General features: G+C 39.0%; 17 protein-coding genes. 12 read left to right on the top strand and 5 right to left on the bottom strand.

Annotation, left to right across the window (positions count from 1 at the left end; all coding sequences use genetic code 11):
• Positions 1 to 117 precede the first annotated feature (117 nt).
• The 5 genes from ACO05G_RS09900 to ACO05G_RS09880 are packed head-to-tail and all read left to right on the top strand — an operon-like array spanning position 118 to position 8,495.
• Complete coding sequence (locus ACO05G_RS09900; RefSeq protein WP_421762640.1) at positions 118 to 1,035, top strand: type IX secretion system membrane protein PorP/SprF; 918 nt, start codon at positions 118 to 120, stop codon at positions 1,033 to 1,035.
• Entirely contained in the window at positions 1,032 to 3,185 is a 2,154-nt protein-coding gene (locus ACO05G_RS09895) for an OmpA family protein (protein WP_421762639.1), read from the top strand. The genes ACO05G_RS09900 and ACO05G_RS09895 overlap by 4 nt, the downstream gene beginning before the upstream one ends.
• The gene (locus ACO05G_RS09890) at positions 3,166 to 4,431 is read left to right on the top strand and encodes a PKD domain-containing protein (protein ID WP_421762638.1); all 1,266 of its coding nucleotides are present in this window, start codon (positions 3,166 to 3,168) and stop codon (positions 4,429 to 4,431) included. Before ACO05G_RS09895 ends, ACO05G_RS09890 begins: the two co-directional genes overlap by 20 nt.
• A 1-nt stretch (position 4,432) precedes the next feature.
• Positions 4,433 to 5,410, top strand: a complete 978-nt coding sequence (locus ACO05G_RS09885; protein ID WP_421762637.1) for a hypothetical protein — start codon at positions 4,433 to 4,435, stop codon at positions 5,408 to 5,410.
• Positions 5,397 to 8,495, top strand: coding sequence for a ligand-binding sensor domain-containing protein (locus tag ACO05G_RS09880; RefSeq protein WP_421762636.1), 3,099 nt, complete (start codon positions 5,397 to 5,399; stop codon positions 8,493 to 8,495). The genes ACO05G_RS09885 and ACO05G_RS09880 overlap by 14 nt, the downstream gene beginning before the upstream one ends.
• Positions 8,496 to 8,564: 69 nt before the next feature.
• Here the strand turns inward: ACO05G_RS09880 and ACO05G_RS09875 are convergent, their stop codons facing one another.
• On the bottom strand, positions 8,565 to 8,804 hold the full coding sequence (locus tag ACO05G_RS09875; protein WP_421762635.1) for a hypothetical protein: 240 nt from the start codon (positions 8,802 to 8,804) through the stop codon (positions 8,565 to 8,567).
• Between the two features lie 190 nt (positions 8,805 to 8,994).
• Between ACO05G_RS09875 and ACO05G_RS09870 the strand changes: the two genes are divergently transcribed.
• On the top strand, positions 8,995 to 9,657 hold the full coding sequence (locus ACO05G_RS09870; RefSeq protein WP_421762634.1) for a hypothetical protein: 663 nt from the start codon (positions 8,995 to 8,997) through the stop codon (positions 9,655 to 9,657).
• A gap of 18 nt (positions 9,658 to 9,675) precedes the next feature.
• Here ACO05G_RS09870 and ACO05G_RS09865 read toward each other — a convergent pair whose 3' ends face one another.
• Positions 9,676 to 10,941 (bottom strand): FAD-dependent oxidoreductase, encoded by a 1,266-nt coding sequence (locus ACO05G_RS09865; protein ID WP_421762633.1) that lies wholly within the window; start codon positions 10,939 to 10,941, stop codon positions 9,676 to 9,678.
• Between the two features lie 42 nt (positions 10,942 to 10,983).
• Between ACO05G_RS09865 and ACO05G_RS09860 the strand changes: the two genes are divergently transcribed.
• From ACO05G_RS09860 to ACO05G_RS09835, 6 genes are all read left to right on the top strand, one after another.
• Entirely contained in the window at positions 10,984 to 12,885 is a 1,902-nt protein-coding gene (locus tag ACO05G_RS09860) for an AAA domain-containing protein (RefSeq protein WP_421762632.1), read from the top strand.
• A gap of 183 nt (positions 12,886 to 13,068) precedes the next feature.
• Complete coding sequence (locus ACO05G_RS09855; protein WP_421762631.1) at positions 13,069 to 13,998, top strand: mechanosensitive ion channel family protein; 930 nt, start codon at positions 13,069 to 13,071, stop codon at positions 13,996 to 13,998.
• Positions 13,999 to 14,037: 39 nt separating this feature from the next.
• Complete coding sequence (locus tag ACO05G_RS09850) at positions 14,038 to 14,385, top strand: hypothetical protein (RefSeq protein ID WP_348284613.1); 348 nt, start codon at positions 14,038 to 14,040, stop codon at positions 14,383 to 14,385.
• 241 nt (positions 14,386 to 14,626) lie between these two features.
• Positions 14,627 to 16,129: a 7TM diverse intracellular signaling domain-containing protein gene (locus tag ACO05G_RS09845; RefSeq protein ID WP_421762630.1), complete on the top strand. Its 1,503-nt coding sequence runs from the start codon at positions 14,627 to 14,629 to the stop codon at positions 16,127 to 16,129.
• 98 nt (positions 16,130 to 16,227) lie between these two features.
• A complete protein-coding gene (locus ACO05G_RS09840; protein WP_348284611.1) occupies positions 16,228 to 16,449 on the top strand; it encodes a response regulator transcription factor in 222 nt (73 codons plus the stop codon).
• Between the two features lie 160 nt (positions 16,450 to 16,609).
• On the top strand, positions 16,610 to 17,095 hold the full coding sequence (locus tag ACO05G_RS09835) for a hypothetical protein (protein WP_348284610.1): 486 nt from the start codon (positions 16,610 to 16,612) through the stop codon (positions 17,093 to 17,095).
• A 45-nt stretch (positions 17,096 to 17,140) separates the two neighbouring features.
• Here the strand turns inward: ACO05G_RS09835 and ACO05G_RS09830 are convergent, their stop codons facing one another.
• The 3 genes from ACO05G_RS09830 to ACO05G_RS09820 are packed head-to-tail and all read right to left on the bottom strand — an operon-like array spanning position 17,141 to position 19,395.
• Entirely contained in the window at positions 17,141 to 17,965 is an 825-nt protein-coding gene (locus ACO05G_RS09830; protein WP_348284609.1) for a CvfB family protein, read from the bottom strand.
• Positions 17,966 to 18,001: 36 nt separating this feature from the next.
• A complete protein-coding gene (locus tag ACO05G_RS09825) occupies positions 18,002 to 18,655 on the bottom strand; it encodes a 3-oxoacid CoA-transferase subunit B (RefSeq protein ID WP_348284626.1) in 654 nt (217 codons plus the stop codon).
• Between the two features lie 47 nt (positions 18,656 to 18,702).
• Positions 18,703 to 19,395: a CoA transferase subunit A gene (locus ACO05G_RS09820; RefSeq protein WP_348284608.1), complete on the bottom strand. Its 693-nt coding sequence runs from the start codon at positions 19,393 to 19,395 to the stop codon at positions 18,703 to 18,705.

Raw genomic sequence — 19,395 nt, 5'->3', positions numbered from 1 at the left:
ACAATTACCAGTGACCTAAAGGATATTGGAATGACATCAATTTAAATCTCTACTTTTTTATTTTATCAATGATAATGAAATGCACCTAATAGCAGGGAGTTGTATAATGTGTGGATAATGTCTCGCAAGTTTCTAATCGCTATATTGATATTCTTTGTAGCTGGACATTTAAATGGTCAGCAGCAATTTGTAATGACTCAATACATGTTTAACGGATTGGTACTAAACCCAGCATATGCAGGAACACATGAATCTTGGAGCTTGACAGCAATGTCAAGGCACCAATGGAGTGGGATACCTGGTGCACCTTCTACTCAAACATTCACAGCTCATGGAGCAATTACTAGCAACAACGAATCTTCTGCTGGTATGATTTTGTCCAATGATCAATTTGGAGCCATTTCATTAAATAATTTATTCGGTGTATATGCCTACAGAATGAATTTTGATAGGGGCAGGCATCATCTTTCTATGGGATTACAAGGAGGAATATCGCTATTTAATGTAGATCTCTCAAGAGATGATTTGATAGATCCTGATGATCCGGTGCTTAATAATGATTTCAATTCTTTTATGGCCAACTTTGGCACTGGCATATTCTACAATGGGCCTAAGATTTATGCAGGCCTATCAGTACCTTTTATATTAAATAACAGACTTAATCAAAGTGAACAAGATTTAAGCAGACAGGTGAGGCACTATTACCTGACAGGAGGTGGTATTTTTCCAATCAGTCATGATATAAAATACAAACCTAGTTTCCTCATACGATACACTGATGGTATTTCTGATATAGACATTACTACCAGCTTTCTTTTTAGAGATGTTATTTGGTTTGGAGTCACTTATCGGGTCAAGAATTCAATTGATTTCATATTCGAAATTCAGTTCACAGACAATCTCCGGTTTGGTTATTCCTACGGATTAGTAACATCAGAATTAGGTCAATCCACTTCAGGCTCTCATGAAATAGTCCTTAACTACCGTCTTAGAAAACAGCATCCACGCGTTAATCATCCAAGAAGATTTAGATGAAGTTCTTTCAATACATATTGATTATACTCTCATTTAACCAGTTGATTCAGGGCCAGTCAATCAAGATATTGAATAATCTGGATCCCTTGGAGGAACGTGGCGATCGCTCATATAAAAATGGTAGTTATGAAGAAGCAGCTATTTTTTATGAAAGAGCCTTTAAAAAGGATACTTCTAAATTACCATTGGCTCTAAAAATTGCTGAGAGCTACTATCACATCGATCAGTATGAATTTGCAGAAAAATGGTTCCGGGTCGGATTGAAGGATAATAAAGATCTGACCTCTCAAAACATGCTTGACTTTGCACAGGTATTGATGGTCAATCAGAAATATGAGGAAGCGGAGCTTTGGCTGAAGCAATACAAGTCCAGTGAAGGTTCTCACCTCATCGCATCGAAAAAACTCTCATCGATAGAAAATATTCATAAACATTTTCGGGATTCAGCCTCCATCGAAATTGAGCCTTTAAGCATCAATACAAAATATGCAGAGTTTAGCCCATTTTATTATGGATTTGGTATCGTGTACTTATCAGACCACCACAGCAATGATGTGACCAATGCGATGGGTTGGAGTGCAGAAGAGTACACCACAGTTTTTTATACCGAAGAATTAGAAAGTGGACGAATGAAAGACCCTGAGGTGTTTCATCAAGGATTAAACTCTGAGTATCATGAAGGTCCACTGGTATTTTACGATAGAAATAAGATTATTTTCACCCGTGCGGGTATTCCCAATAAAAACAATGCGGAGAGTCACCTGGAGCTTTATTATGCTGAATATGATTCAAGAAAAGATCAATGGATCAATATGAAACCTTTGCCTTTCAACGATCCAAATTATTCAGTAGGTCAGCCAGCCATTTCAAAGGATGGTAAAACGCTCGTTTTTTCATCCAATATGCCCATTGGCTATGGTGGTACAGACCTTTATGTATCAAAATTTCAGGATGGTGAGTGGAGCGAACCTAAAAACCTAGGAGAGTTTATCAATTCTGTAGGGGATGACATGTTCCCATTTTTAATCAATGAGAAAGAGTTGATTTTCTCTTCTGACGGGCATGGTGGATTGGGAGACCTGGATCTTTTTAGAGCCCCACTAAATGCATCCAGCCATGATGAGGTGGAGAATCTTGGCTATCCATTTAATTCGTCATATGCTGATTTCGGATTTATCTCCGATTCTCTTGGAAGAACTGGTTTTTTTACTTCCAATCGAGAGCGTGGAGGATTTGATGATGATATTTATCGCTTTACCGCCAAATGGTCACGTGTACAATGCATTGTGCGTGCTGCTTCGGGTGAAATTTTAAGCAATGCAAAAGTTAATTTTATAGTGGGTGGGATGGTCAGAGATTCTCGTTTTACGGATGCAAACGGAATGACAGATTTTTTGGCACTACCTGGCGAAGAAATTAAACTGCAGGTCATCAAGGAAGGCTATGTTTCACAAAACGATGTGATTACTTCGAATGAACTATTTGCGGGAATGGCAATGACCTCAACCATCACACTGGAAAAAGAGCCAATTGCCAGACCGGAAAGAGTGGATCCGGATGTAGAGTTGCAGGAATTATATAACAGAAGAAAAGCCATGGTTCAGGTAAATGGACGTGTATATGAATACAGAGAGGTAGGAAATAGTCGATTCATCGTAAATGCGGACGAGAAAATTCTGCTCTCAAATACACCTGCTGATGATGGTCAATCAGTTGAGGAACGCGCTAAGCAGGCAGTGGAAGAGAAAGGTCTGGATATGCAGGAAATGTACTCACTTAAGAATATTTATTTTGATCTTGACAGCAACGAATTGACAGAGCAAGGCAAGGAGGAATTGGATAAAGTGGTAAAGATCATGACGGTAGATCAGAAGATCGCTTTTTCAATTAACTCATATGCTGACAGTAGGGGGAGTATGAAATACAATGATGAGCTGGCGTTTAAGCGATCTCAAAAGATTGCGAGATATCTTATTGAAAATGATGTTCCTGGTAGTAGATTGATTCTGGATAGCTATGGTGAACAAGGAATATTGAATCATTGCGAGGATGCTACTGAATGTGAAGAACGATTCCATGCGGTCAATCGCAGATCTGAATTAGAATTAGTAATGAGAAAGCTTTACACAAATGAAGAACAAGTGGATTAGTATAGTCTTGCTGTGGCCAATATTAGCCTCTCCAAGTTACGGGCAGGAAATTGGGTGCGAAGCTGCCAGAGCAAGATTTCTGAGCTTTGATGGCAAGTGCATCAGCAAGATCGCTTCAAATAATTGTGTAAATCTTGATATTACAGACTCATACGATTTTGAAGGAAAAGAATTTACGTTTAAGTGGGACATGGGTGATGGCACAATCCTCGAAGGACTTAACGTCAACCATTGTTATGATAATCCTGGTTTGTATGTGGCCAGACTTAGTCTTGAAGATCCAATAACCAAAGCTGTTATTCAGGAAGAAGCTGAAATCGATGTAATAATCAAAGGCTCTTTTGAGCTGATCATGAGCCAATTATCAGATGTTCGAACGGATATTGAAGAAAACGCATCATTTACTTTGGACTATCCGGATTCCGCCTATCAAATCAAATACACCTATTGGGATTTTGGAGATGGAAACTTCTCGTGTGAAGAAAGTCCAAACTATAGCTATTCGAAAACGGGCACCTATTATCGGTCATTACTGGTAAGACTTGAATCAGCCATTGATCAGGTAGTATTATGTGCCAGTGACAGTGTCAGTGTTAAGTTAGCCGACCCGACGGCAGGATTACTTACTGATGCAATTGGTCAGATAGTGATTGATTCTCGATTTTTAGAGGACAAGCCCACGTATTTTCTCATGAAGAAAAAAGGGGAAACGTATCAAGAAGTTGAGGGACAGGATGAGTTAACCGGAAACGCTACTTATAGGATTATTACTTATCGAGGCAACCTCATTTATGATTCAAAGGATGTCAATGTACCTGATGGTGCAGACCTAAAAGCAGTGCAGACGGTTATAAGTGAAGAAACAATGCAGCTAGCTGGGGGAAGTCCTTCCAAACTTCAAGCAATGTTCTTTGAATTAGATCAAAATGAACTATCCCGAAAAATTAAGAAGATCCTAGATGATAACGTCGAATTACTACTAAACCTTCCAATGATGGAGGTTGAGATAGGCGTTTATACTACTTCAGGGGGTTCTTATGCCAAAGGAGTAGCACTATCAATTAAACGTGCCCAACTCATTAAGCAATACATGGTTGATGAAGGAGTGGCGGCTGACAGAATAAAAGTGAGCAGTCCCCAGACATCAAGATCCTTAATTAATAGTTGCCTGACAGGGTCCAATTGTGATTATGTTGACGAAGCGCTCAATCGAAGGGCAGATTTTAAATTAAAAATGAGGAGGTAACATGAAAGCTGTAAAAAAATATTTGATCATTCTTTTATTGTTTACTCATTTCTTTTTGCAAGCTCAGCGAATTCCGAATGAGATAGAAAATATTGACTATTTAGTCACATTTGGAGGGGATGCCCCATTGTCATGGGGGGACGATGATCACATTCAAATCTTCTTCTTTTTGATTCCAAATGAGTTTACAGATCCAATATACTTGCGGGTTTTCGACCCGGATGTAGGGGGAGAAATTGATGAAATAAAAGGAGATTGGAACTCAGTTCACCGTATTTCTATTTTTGGTGGGAGTGGAGCTCATACTAATAAAGATGCACGAAAGGTTGAACCTGTAGGAGAGTTTAAGAGCGGCAACCTACTTGCGTCTAAAGTTTTTAGAAACAATCCTGAATTTGATGGACAATGGTACACATTTGGTCCATTCAATCCCATCGAAGGGGAGCTGGATCCGGACATACCAAATGGAAGAATATTCAAGGTGATTATGGAGGGCTTGCAAGGAGATGATGGCAACCTTTATCAGTATTATCTAAGCGCCAATCCAGATGTAAATGAAGAAGTGGAAGGCTCTAATGCTTTTACATACGAATACTCATTTCGGTTGCCCGTTGCAAGCGGTGAAATCAGTCACATTTATCCATTCATTGATAAAAATGTGGTATCAATAACTCAGCACAATTTTGATTTCGATTACGACGGTGAGTTAGTGATCTACTCAGCATCCAAGAATCGCCACAAAGTAAAAAAATCTGCTGATTTAAAATGGGCTAGCTCCATGCACGAAATCACTCCGGAAGAGCAAAACTCAACCATTGAAATTCAAATTATCAAGCAAGGGAAGCCAAACAACAACATGGTTTTCTACCTAAGAAACCAATACGAAGAGGCAGTTAGATTCTATAGTATTCCCATAGGCGGTCCGCCGAAGTACAAGTATGTTGTGAACTTGAAATATTATCAGAATGATGAGAACTAAGGCGGCAATTATTGGCTTGCTTTCCTCCTTCATGGCTTTGGCAACTGTCCAGAAGTATGACATACGGCATTTTAATCCGGAAACAGGCTTGAATGGCACCTATGTATACACCACGATGCAGGGTCCGCAAGGGTATAAATGGGTAGGGACGGATTATGGGCTCATGCGTTTTGATGGATTGAAGTTCGAATTGATGGATGCCAATGACTCCACCAAGAAAAATTTCACTACATCATCTTATATTGATGAGAATGACCGAATCTATTTTGGTTATTTCAATGGGAAAATCAAGCGTTTTAATGGAGTGGATTTTGAGAATATCTATGACGCTATGTATGAACAAAGCCCTGTGACTGCTATTGTTAAAAGCCAGGACAATCTAATTGCTGTTACACAAAATAAGGGTTTGATTCGGTTATTGAAGGATACCGTTGAGTTTCTTGAACCCTATGAATTGAAATACAAGAAAACCAATTTTGCAAGGGTGTATAAGGACTTAATCCTGGTTGGTACTAATGAAGGACTTCTTGCATTTAGGTTTAATGATGATAATAAATTGGTATATGCCGGTAGTGTAGAAGGTCTTAATTTCATAGCCACTCAAACGATCGAGCAAAATAAGGCTGCTGATAACTCATTTTGGGTAGGTACTGATTATGGAATCTATCATTTGGATCTGTATCTAGAAGGAGGAGGAATTTCTGGTGAGATAGAGAAAGCGGGTTTCCTGGAAAAGGAATCGATTAGCGCTATGAAGGAGACGAGTAATATGGATTTGTGGGTGGGGACAAAATACGATGGACTTGTCAAAATAGATTTTAATAGAGACAATGCAAAATCAATTCAGTATACCTATCTCGATAAGAAACATGATTTTCCAGGGAATTTAATCAGCACCCTGAACATGGATGAAGATGAAAGTATTTGGGTTGGAACAATCGGTGATGGGCTTGTTCAGGTATCAAAAAGAGGTCTGCTTTTCTACAATTTTGAAGAGTTCAGAGCCAGGTCGGTGAATAGCATTAGTGGTAATTCCAAACATGAATTTTATTTTGCAACAGATGTCGGAATTATACGAGGTTTTTATACAGGCGAAATTGATAGTCTAAACTTTGAGTTGATCACACATGAAACTAGTGAAGGAAACAATATAACAGCGATATATGTCGATGATAATGATCGAATCTACTATGGTGTCGAAGATTTGGGTATTTATACTGCAGATCCTGAATGGCAAAACATTGTAAAAATTGATTTTGATAGTGGAGGTGGTAAACTTTTAGCTCGGCAGATCACTAAAGATCCAAAGGGTAACCTATGGTTATCACTTAGTCAGAGGGGTGTAGTTGTTCTGGATTCTCTCCATAATTTAGTAAAGACTTATTCCACCAGTTCTGGATTTTATCACAACGAAATCTACCACATTCATTTTGATAAAGAAGGAAATACTTGGTTTGCATCGCATGGAGCAGGATTAGCTGTGGAACGTGCCGATGGACAGATCATTTACCTAACTAAAGATGGTGTTTTTCCATCGCATGACATAAATGACATCTCGGAAGATGAGTTTGGGAATTTATGGATTGGCACACATGGAGATGGCATTTATGAATATGACGGAGAAGAATTTATTAGATTTTCTACCAAAGAGGGACTATTAAATGATTTTTGTTCAGCAGTAATAAGTGATAAAAGCAATCATGTTTGGGCAACACATAGAACAGGTCTAAGTAGAGTAGATGAATTTACTGAAGCAGTATCTACCATTCAAAAAAAGGACGGTCTGGTAGTAGCAGAGTTTATTCACAACTCCATCTTTACTGATCAGGACCATAACATATGGATAGGCAACAGAAATGGGGTAACTTTTTTGAGTGCACCTGATAAGATGTTTGAGTCTAAAATATTGAATCCAATCATTTCAGATATAAAAATTGGTTTTAATTCAATTAATCTATTTAAATATTCTTCAGATTCCATTAGCGGTAGTCGTGTGCCGAACAATCTTGAATTTCCATATAACTTAAACAACCTGACTTTTGAATTTATAGCAATTAATTTACGGAATCCGGAGGCCAACTTATATCAGTATCAGCTAGTTGGTCACTATGACGAGTGGTCACCAGCCACGTCCAGTACTGAGGTTCCTTTCAATAATTTAAGTCCCGGAGAATATACCTTCAGAGTGAGGCAATCGGATAACCCCAATCATTGGAGTGATAACATTTCAAGCATAACATTTGAGATAAAACCGCCATGGTGGGGAACATGGTGGGCTATTTTACTATTTGCGTCGGTAACATTTGGACTCATTTACGGGTTCATAAAATGGCGTACAGACCGACTTAATCGAAGGTTGAATGAGAAACAACGACTGATTTCTATTGCAGAAAGTCAGAATAAAAGATTGAAAGAATTCTCCTTTATCACCTCTCACCACACCAGATCCTCAGCATCGAATATCATGGGATTAATAGCAGCCATTGAAATGGATCCTACGAATCAAGAATTCATTCACATGCTACGTAAATCTTCAAATCGATTAAATGGAACCATTAGAAATATTAATGAACTTTTAAATTTTGAAAATGATAGGGAAAATTTAAGTACCGAAGCATGTAGCGTATCTGAATCAATTGAGAGAGTAATTTCACAACATGATAAACTGATTAGTGAACAAGAGGCAGATCTTAAAGTTGAAGTGGCAGATGAATTTTATGTGCAGGCCGTTCCAACTTATCTGGATAGTGCTTTGAGCAACCTGGTATCTAATGCCCTTAATTATGGGGTGACCAAGGATAAAAAGCAAGTTTTTATCGAGACCTACGAGCAGAATAATGAAATTGTCATTAGTGTAAAAGATGAAGGGTTAGGAATCGATCTCAATAAATTTCATGACAAAGTCTTTACGCTGGGAGCTCGTTTTCATTCTTCGATTGAGCAAGGTGATGGAATTGGTATGTTTTTATCGAAGAATCAAATTGAAAGTATGGGTGGAAAGATTGCAATAGAAAGTATAGCTGGAGAAGGCACTACGATTAAATTGTATCTGAAAAAGGCTGAAATTGTTGCATTAGCTCAATAGTAGTTAAAATAAAAATGACTTAATGAGTCGTATTCGTAGGTTTTAGTCAAAAATTCTAAGGCTTGGCGCTCAGTGCTTCTTTACCTTTTGATTACCGGTGATAGCATCAATCATTTTAACGTAGCTTACTTTTTTTCCGGAGTGTTTCGAGACATAAAAAAACTGGACCCCTTCTAGTTCTACAGAGCATTCCCCAAGTTCATAACGTTCCGCAAGCACCTCATCACCTTCAAGTATTAGGTTACCATCCATATCCAATAGCTCTGGTGGGACCTTTTTCTTTGGTTTCTTTTTAAAGAATCTTATCATCTACTTATCCTCAAACAAGCGGCAATACTAAAATGATTTATTCAGGTGTCAAAAAATGATAGCAGAAGTCTGATGAATGGTAATCTGAAATGCTCTTTTATGAGCCACAGACCATGTTTTTACAACCATATTTAGCCATTCAGTTTTTTATCATGTAACTTTAATTGTGTCACACAACTAATGCGTCATCATGAATCCATTATCCAAAGATCCTCAATTGGTCACCATTGATACACTCAAAAAACTGGTAGGTTTTACTGCACTCTTTTTTCCGGCCGTTCTGATTTTGCTTTCATTTCTGTCTGGCCAGTGTACCACAGTCCAGGAAACTATTAGCCATTACTATTACTCAGTTGTCGGTAATGTCTTCGTTGGAGCATTGTCAGCTATTTCGGTTTTTCTGATTGTTTATAAAGGATACCCTGACTCGAAGGATAATCTTGCAACGAGTATAGCAGGTGTTTTTGCGTTAGGAGTGGCACTGCTTCCAACCTCCGTCCCTTGCGATACATCTTCATGCGTGGTTGTAAATTTGGAGGGTATAATGGACGTGTCAGTACCTCATTACGTCAGTGCAGCCCTCATGTTTATTACATTGGCGTATGTCAGCATTGTCTTATTTCGCAAGAAAGGGGCAAATCCAACTCCTCAAAAGATATTTAGAAACAAAATCTACCTCTGGTGCGGCATAGTCATGATTCTGGCCATCCTAGCTATCCTAATCGTAAGCATGCGTGCTACTGAAGAGTGGCTTTGTCAAACAAAAGCCGTTTTGATACTAGAATGGGTGGCTTTATTTGCTTTCGGTACTTCCTGGATGATTAAAGGTGGATTTCTATTCAAGGATAAATAGTATCGTTATAGAATACAATCAACTGAAGGTAAAAAGGGACTCTGATGTGGCTCTGTGAGCGATCTTCGCAGCATTCTCGCCTGAAATCATTGCCGCATTCAGCGATCCATTTAAATGAGTGTCGCCTGCTATTGCTATGCGCTCATTAATTAAACTTTCTCCTTCATCACGTTCATACTTTAAGTCATTTAGCTTAGGAAGCGCCCTAGTAATCTTGTAACGCTTAAGAATCGATGTGTTGGAAATAAAAAAGAGCTTACTAAGTTCATTTTGTACTTGTCTGATAAGTTCTCTTTCATTCAATTCATGGGCTTTCACTACAGTGACAGACAGTAGTGCATCTTTTCCCCTAGTAGCTGTTTCAATACTCGTGGGGAAGAAAATATTATTGATAAGCGCGTGCTCATTTGCATTCAGCCCGATAATAGGTGACCCAATCGGATCAATAGGAGTGGTGAAATAGAGGGTGTCACACGCTTTCCACTCCAGCGTTGATGAATACCTTGGAAACAGCTGTGAGGGATCTGAAGCTATGATGGTAAAATCAGTAGCCAACTCTTCTTCGTTTGCTAAAAGTATTCGTTGGTTATTGACCTCCTTGACTTTTGTGTCAAAATGAAAAGTTGTTTTCTTTAGATTGTTTTGAAGTTGTTTTGGTATGGCTTCCATTCCAGCTTCAGGAATAACCGCTTGACCTGTACCGAACATTTTATAAACAAACTCGAACATGCGACTGGAAGTTTCCAGGTTTGGTTCTAAAAAAATTCCGCTGAAGAATGGCTGGAAAAAGTTCTTGATGATTGTATCTGAGAATCCGTATCGTTTTAAGTACTGTAGGGTCGATAACTCATCCTTATTGAAAATGATATCTACCCTTTCTGATTTTAACGCTTGATTAAGTTGAAAGATTTTCCACTTATCGGTAAGTGTTCCTAAAGAAGAAAAGACAGTTGAAAATAGAAACTTAACATCTCTTAGAGAGTTGCCAAATTCCGTTGATGAGTCACCCTTAAATATCAATGCACCTGATTGAAGCGACTGCAAGCGCAGTGAATCAAAGTCCAAATATTTTTGTGCCATTGGGTAAGCATCCAAAAGAACCTGAAAACCATGATCCAATTGATAACCATCTATCACATCTGTTTTTACCCTTCCGCCTGCACGGTCGCTAGCTTCAAGTATGATCGGTGAGTAACCATAGTTTTCAAGATTTTGAGCTGCAATAAGCCCGCTTACTCCAGCTCCAACAATGTAAATCTTAGCTTCTTCCTGCACTTGATTCATATACAATCAACTAATTCCATTCATTTGTGTTTATTTTCCAATATGACAACAGAAGAAATCCGATCCAGTCTCGAACATCAGCTAGCATTACTCAAAAAAGAGAAGGCAGCAGACTATGCGCTTTACGAGGAGCGCATGATGAATACCGAGATCAAAGAGCGGGTGAAAAATGGCGTGACCTGGTATCCTATACGGATTGAAAAAGATTTTATTAGCACCGGAGAGCGAATCACGTTGGAGATCAGTCGTTCTTCTGGGAAAGAGCAGAAACATGCGTTTCAGGTTGGAGGGGTAGTCAGTATTTTTTCAGGCACAGAGGAAAAAGACAAAACGCTGAGTGGTGTAGTCAGCTATTTGCGAGATAGCAATATGCGAATTGTACTGAACCAATCGTACCTGCCTGAATGGGTACAAGAGGATAAACTTGGAGTAAATCTGTTATTTGATGATGGAACCTATCGGGAAATGAATCGGTCACTTCATCAGGTACTGAATGCTACCAATGACCGGTTGGCAGAATTGAGAGACATTCTTTACGGATTAAAACCCGCTTCATTCACTAAAGGACATAGCTATGACTTACCCTCATTAAACGAGGTTCAAAATCAAGCTTTTGACCGAATCGTTCATGCAAATGATATTGCATTTGTACATGGTCCACCGGGAACCGGGAAGACAACTACACTTGTAAAATGCATCAAGGAGACGATAAGACAGGAAAAGCAGGTACTGGTATGCGCACCAAGTAATGCGGCGGTAGACTTGTTGGTGGAGCGGTTAATTGGTGAAGGACTCAATGTATTGCGACTTGGTCACCCGGCAAGACTCACACCTGATGTGGTTGAAAATAGTCTGGATGTCAGAATAAGCAAGCATCCGGACTTTCAGCGATTGAAAGAAATGCGTAGGCAGTCTGAAGAATACCGTGCAATGGCAGGTAAATACAAGCGAAATTTTGGGAGGGAGGAAAAAAAGCAGAGAGACTTGTTATATAAGGAAGCGCGTACGCTCAAGAATAAATCTCGTCATCTGGAAAATTACATCTCGGATAATCTGGTAGATAAGGCTGAAGTAATTGCATGCACATTGACGGGCTCCAGTCACTCGCTTATTCAGGACCGTATATTCAAGACGGTATTCATAGACGAGTCTTCGCAGGCGCTGGAGGCGGCTGCATGGATACCAATTATTCGTTCGCAGCGAGTAATTATGTCAGGTGATCACTTTCAGCTACCGCCGACCATCAAATCAATGAAGGCTGCCAAGGACGGATTAGAACACACCTTATTTGCCAGGGGATTGGAAGCTCAACCGGAAGGCATAGTGATGTTGCAAACTCAATATCGAATGCATCCAAAGATTATGGGATTTTCAAGCCAGCAGTTTTATAAGGGAAAACTGAAAGCAGCACCTTCGGTACTATCTCGCGAAAATAGGTTTGACCCAGCGATTCGTTTTATTGATACTGCAGGGGCAGGGTATGATGAAAGGATAAAAAAGGAAACATTAAGCACCTACAACGAGGAAGAAGCGGCATTTTTGATTCGACTCATACAAGACGATAACCTGGAGGGATTGAAGGTTGGTATCATAGCACCATATAAAGCACAAGTAGAGATTTTGAATCGATTAGTTAATCAATCTCCATCATTGGCACAATTCAGAGAAAACATTGACGTAAATAGCGTTGATGCTTTTCAAGGGCAAGAAAGAGATGCGATTTACATATCACTCGTGAGAAGCAATCCAAATGGAGAAATTGGCTTTCTGAAGGAATACCGTAGACTCAATGTAGCAATGACCCGTGCAAAGGAGCAATTGGTTTTGGTAGGGGATTCTGCCACCTTGGGTTCGGACTACTTTTTCAATAAAATGTTGGAGTACGTTCAAGAACAAGGAGGCTATAAGTCAATTTATGAATTGACAGAGCTGATGGAGGGATAATCAATCATTGATATCTTATTACCCTTCTTTAAGCTGGAATCATTTTCTCAAAATGAGAATTTATTCATTTCATCAAAAATTCGAATTTAAATTAACTAGTTGATAGTCAATCAATTATTAATTTATTTAGTTGTTGGAACAATAATTTCAAAACAATAAGTGCATCAACGAACTTATACACTTATGGATTTTGGAATAAAACAAGCAATTAATATACTACAGGGAAAATTAGAAAATTGGCTGGAGTCAATAACAGCAATGTTGCCCAACTTTATCGTGGCAGTAGTTGTACTGGTCGTTTTCTACTTTCTTGCTCGGATAATAAAGACGATAGCTGGTAAAATATTTAGACGGTTTTATGATAAACCTGCCATTCGAAACTTATTCACCACCATTATTCACGTAGCTGTTATCATCGTTGGATTAATGGTCGCATTGAATGTGTTGCAATTGGAAAAAACGGTCACCTCTCTCTTAGCTGGTGCCGGAATAATAGGATTAGCATTAGGTTTTGCCTTTCAAGACATATCCGCGAATTTTATTTCAGGTGTGATGCTTGCTATCAGAAAGCCTATTGTGGTAGGAGATATCATTGAGGTGGATGGTTATATGGGTAAGGTTGAAGATATTAATCTTCGTGTGACCGTCATTCGAACCTTTCAGGGATTGCATGTAATAATCCCAAATAAAGAAGTTTTCCAAAATTCACTTACCAATTACACAAAGACCAATGAACGACGAATTGATTTGGAATGTGGTGTTTCCTATGGAGACGATTTAGATAAAGCGAAACAAACCGCTGTAGAAGCGCTTAAAGACAAATCATTCCTTAAGAAAAATGAAGAAATTAACTTTTACTACACAGAATTTGGAGATAGCTCTATAAATTTTGTGCTCCAGTTTTGGATAGAATACCCGGGACAACCAGGGTTCATGAACGCGAGAAGTGAGGCTATTATGGCTCTCAAAAAAGCATTTGATTCAAACGATATTTCAATACCATTCCCTATCCGAACATTGGATTTTGGAATTAAAGGTGGTGAAGCATTATCACAAATGAAAATGAACGTTGCTACCGGAAACGGTGAGTTGTCTAAAAAACCAAGTAAATAATTTTTAACAATAGATATAAATATTAACGATATGGACGAAATGAAAATATTAAACGAAGTAGATATTAATCATAAAAATAAATATGAGGAAAGCATTAAAGCTTTTGCTGATAAGTTGGAAGAGAAAATTGAACACTTGAAGGCAAAGGCAGCTGATGTGGAGCAATCTGCAAAAGATAAATTCAATGAGCAGATTGAGAAGCTAAGAGCTAAACGTGAAGAATTGATTGAGCAATACGATAAAATCAAGGATACAGGTGAAGAAAAGTGGTCTGATGTAAAAGCAGATGTTTCAAACAAAGTCAATGGAATTAAGGATGAAACGGAAGAAGCTTACACTGGAATCAAGGATGGATTCGGATATCTTTTTGATAAGTTAAAAAACTAACTCAATAATTTTCAAGAAATCAAGCCGACTTATTAGTCGGTTTTTTTTATGTACTAGCCCTGCTAATTTACCGCTCACATAATTGTGTATCGACATTTATGGATCTTCTATTGAATAGCCCTCATGAATAGCCCTCATTTACTATATTCGAAATTATGAGGAGTGAGAAGTAGTGATTAGAATAATTTTTCAACTAGCGTTTATATTTTTCTTATTAAACCAAACTGAAACTCAACTTAAGTTGAGTGGGGATGCCTCTGTTTATTATCTCAATGATGTAGTCCAGGTGAATAGCACCAAAGACACATTGGATGGACAGCAAGCATGGGACAGGATCAAAGAAGAAGAGATGGAGTTGGTTTCCGAGAAAGTGAATCCCGGGATAACCAATTTAGCCTATTGGATTCAAATTCCACTTTCTAATAAACTCGATGAGACCGAATTTTACCTTGAAGTTGATTATGCACAACTCGATTATTTACAGCTATTTGAAATAAGAAATGATTCCGCAATTCAATTATTTGAAACCGGGGACCGGTTCAAGTTTGACCTAAGACCGCTACAATACAGAAATTTTGTATTCCCCATAAAAATCAATCAGTCGGACAGTAAACTTTTCCTGTTAAATGTGGATAAGCGCAAATCGGCTGTTCGTTTTCCTTTAAAAATTTATCCGAAAAACTCCTTTTGGAGGATGTATAATCAAGAGACTATCTTCTATGGATTCTGTTTCGGTTTCCTGGGGTTGGTGGTGCTATTGTCTTTAATTGTTGGCCTTAGATTGAAGTTTAGCATCTTTATATGGTACGCGCTTTATGTCTTAACGTTTGGTTTGCGGTGTTTTGCCAAGCTTGGCTATGGATATCAGTTCATAACTTCAGATTATCCGGAATTAAACACCCACTTCTTTCCTTTTACCACCCAGCTCGCAATGGTGTTTTTGATAATGTACATCCAGCGATATTTTGACACCCACCAGACCATGCCACGGTTCAATCGAGTCATGAATATCTTTTTAGCTCTTTTCGTAGGGAGCTCCATCTTGTGGTTCTTATTTCCTTCATTTATCGTAAATGCTGCCCCGATACTCATATCAATGAGGTATATCGTGGTAATCACAATCATTGCTTTTGCGTATGCTAGTGCCGAGAATTACATGAGGATTGATCCGTTCTCTGCCCGCATATTTTTAGTGGGATATTCCGTTTTTTTTCTCGGAGTATTCAGTCAGATACTAATGGAGTATGGAGCAATCGATCGATCTCTGGTTCCTGGTGAGCCACTCTTCGCAGGATTCTTTATCGAGGTTGGCGTATTGTCTTATGCAATGATTGCTATACTGATGAACATCATTAAGGAAAAGAATAAGCTTGCCTTTACCAATATTCAATTGGGAAATCTGGTTGAGAAATTTGAAAAGGAGTCCAAAGAAAAGGAAACTCCTTATGTGGTGTTAAAAAGCAAAGCAGTAGTGGATCCACATCGTATTCGGTACATCCAGTCTGACGATCACTACCTGGAGATTTATCTAAACGATAAGGATCGACCGGAAATAGATCGAAATAAGTTGAGTTCAATCTTGGATGTTCTTCCGGCTCAATTTGTGCAGATTCACCGATCAACCATTGTCAATCTGGAGTTCGTAAAAACAATTTATGGCAACTATCTTCTGCTTAATGACGGTGAAGAACTGAAGCTCTCACGTACGTATAAGTCCAGACTTGAAGAACGGCTGGCGAAGTAACCTGCATTTCACGCTAAGCTTTCTGTCACTCACGACAAAAAGTTCGCAATACCGAATTAGGTATACTTAATTAGGGGTGTTATTATAAATCAATCCCCATGAAAGTAACCAAGAGAAATACAGGAAAAGTTGAGGATGAACTGAACAACAGAGAGATCGAACTGATTAGGTGGCTGAGCAAAGGCTACTCAAGAAGCGAAATTGCGGACAAGATGGCGATGAGTATTCATACCTATGATGGATATAGAAAGAATATCCGGTTGAAGTTAAAAATAAGAAGTCAGGCTGACTGGGCCAGAGTTCTGATGCAGGTCGCTTAATGCTCCTGTGAGTATAAAATTAAAAACTCCGTATTTTCACTAGCCGATATTTTTATCGGCTTTTTTTATGGAATTCAAAATGTTGTTTTGAGGTATTGATTTTGTAAAAATCAATGATATATACTTGCGACTTGTCAGAAAAAATAACCCTAAAATAAAGATGAAAAAAGTACTATTAATCGTTTGCTTAATCGCTGGATTTGGAAAAATCAATGCTCAGGATGAGGCCACTTTTAGTGATGAAGATCTAACCAAATATGCTACGGTGATGGCATGGGCAGAAATGGAAAAAGGCCGGATGACAGAGGTTTACAACGGATGGATCAATAACGATGAAACACTTGAGGCTACTCGGTTTGTAGAAATAAAATCTGCGAAAGGAGACTCATTGAAATTGCAAGAAATTGCAATCACGGATGATGAGATGGTTGCATTCAAAAAGATCCAAGTAAACTATGATTCGATGACTGCATCTTTTAAGGAGGATTATATTGGAAAAATTAAAGAGGATATTGGAGCTGGATTGTATAACTCATTAAAAAAAGCTTTAAAATCCGATGCAGACGTTAAAACAAGATATCAGGTTGTTTATGACGCCATTGTCGAGGAAAGTAAAGCATCCTCAGAAGGAGAGACTGAGGAATAATTTGTCAATAAATTATTGTTATAACCTGTCCTCGGACAGGTTTTTTTATGCTTTAAGTTTAATGCCCGTCTCTTCCAATAAGATCAATTTCTTCTTATACAAAATTCCAATTGACCGTTTAAAGTTCTTCTTACTCATTTGTAAGGTTGACTGGATATCTTCTGGATCGCTCTTGTCATGGAGAGGTAAAAACCCATCTGATTTTTTGAGCTCTGTTAAAATTTGTTGAGCCCCGATTTCCAGATTTTCTAATCCTTCCTTTCTCAGGCTCACATCCAATTTTCCATCTGAACGAACCGCTTTGATAAATCCCTTGATTTTGTCTCCTTCTAGCACGTCATGAAAAAGATCATTTTCATAGATCAGGCCTTTATGCTTGTTATTAACCACTACGTTGACTCCCAAGTCTGTTGCATTGGTGATAAGGAGATCAACTTCGTCACCCTCTGCTACTGAAATTTCATCATCAAAATACTTTGCCACCTTTGCTGTTGCAGCCATTCGGTCAGTCTTTTCATCCAGGAAAAGGTACACCAGGCACCATTGTCCTTTTTGGAGTTTGTTTTTTTGTTCACTGAAAGGCACGAGGAGATCTTTATCTATGCCCCAGTCCATGAAAGCCCCAACATTGCTGGCATCTTTCACTTTTAAGTAGGCAAACTCATTGACTAATGCATAGGGTTTTTGTGTAGTGCAGATGATTCGATCTTCCGAATCCCGATATACAAAGACTTTTAGTTGATCCCCTTCTCTGGTGCCTCCGGGAATATATTTGGTAGGTAATAAAACATCTTCTTCACCGTCCGTTAGAAATGCTCCGGGGCTTGTTAGACGATCTACTTCCAGGATATGATATTCACCAATGTTCATTGCTGCAAAGGTAGATCAAGATATTTCTATAGGTTGCTAAATCTTCATTTCCGGGATATCCCCCTCAACCACTAGCCTTCCTGCTGTCGCATTTTTGATTTCATCAACCGATATACCCGGTGCGCGCTCAATCAACTTAAACCCTTGTGGCGTGATATCTAGAACAGCCAGATTGGTAACCACCTTCTTCACACATTTTACACCTGTAATTGGAAGCGTGCATTCGGAGAGAAGCTTAGATTCACCCGCTCGATTGGTATGCATCATAGCCACAATGATATTTTCAGCTGATGCAACCAGGTCCATCGCTCCACCCATGCCTTTGACCATTTTACCAGGAATTTTCCAATTGGCAATATCTCCATTGTCGGCGACTTCCATGGCTCCAAGAACCGTCAGCTGCACATGTTGACCTCTAATCATGGCGAATGAAGTAGAAGAATCGAAAATAGAAGCTCCCGGAAGCGTAGTGACTGTTTGCTTACCTGCATTTATTAGGTCTGCATCTACTTGATCTTCGGTAGGGAAGGGCCCCATTCCTAATAGACCATTCTCTGATTGAAATTCGACATCTATACCCTCAGGTATATAGTTGGCCACCAAAGTTGGAATTCCGATTCCCAGATTTACATACCAACGATCCTGAAGTTCCTGTGCGATTCGTTTCGCTATTCCATTTTTATCAAGCATTTTCTTTATCATTTCTCATTTTCAAATCGAAACATTTTCAAATCCACTCATCGGGTAGTTCGTTGTTCAATCCTTTTTTCATATTTCTCACCCTGGAAAATTCGCTGAATAAAAATCCCTGGTGTGTGAATAAAATTAGGATCCAGTTCTCCTGGCTCAACGAGTTCTTCGACTTCAGCGATTGTGATTTTACCAGCCATGGCCATCGGAGGATTGAAGTTCCGCGCAGTTCCTTTAAAAACAAGATTACCGGCTCTATCTCCTTTCCATGCCTTAACTATAGCAAAGTCAGCCGTAAGTGCTGATTCGAGTATGTGTGGCTTACCGTTAAACTCCCGAACTTCTTTTCCTTCTGCCACTTCAGTTCCATATCCGGCCGGAGTAAAAAAAGCAGGTATACCTGCACCTCCAGCTCTACATCGTTCCGCTAGTGAGCCTTGTGGAATTAAGTCCACCTCTAGCTCACCACTTAGCATTTGGCGTTCGAATTCTGCATTCTCACCCACATAGGATGAGATCATTTTTTTGATTTGGCGTTTCTGAAGTAATAATCCGAGACCAAAATCATCCACTCCTGCGTTATTGGATATGCATGTAAGCCCTTTCACATTGGCCCTTACTAAAGCGGCAATGGAATTTTCGGGGATGCCACAAAGTCCAAAACCTCCAAGCATTAAGGTCATATTATCTGATATTCCACGGATTGCCTCATCCGCGCTTGTTACTACTTTATCAATCAT

The organism is Ekhidna sp., assembly GCF_965227465.1.
In the GTDB taxonomy this organism is placed as follows: Bacteria; Bacteroidota; Bacteroidia; order Cytophagales; family Cyclobacteriaceae; genus Ekhidna.
This window is presented reverse-complemented; position numbering and strand designations above follow the sequence as displayed.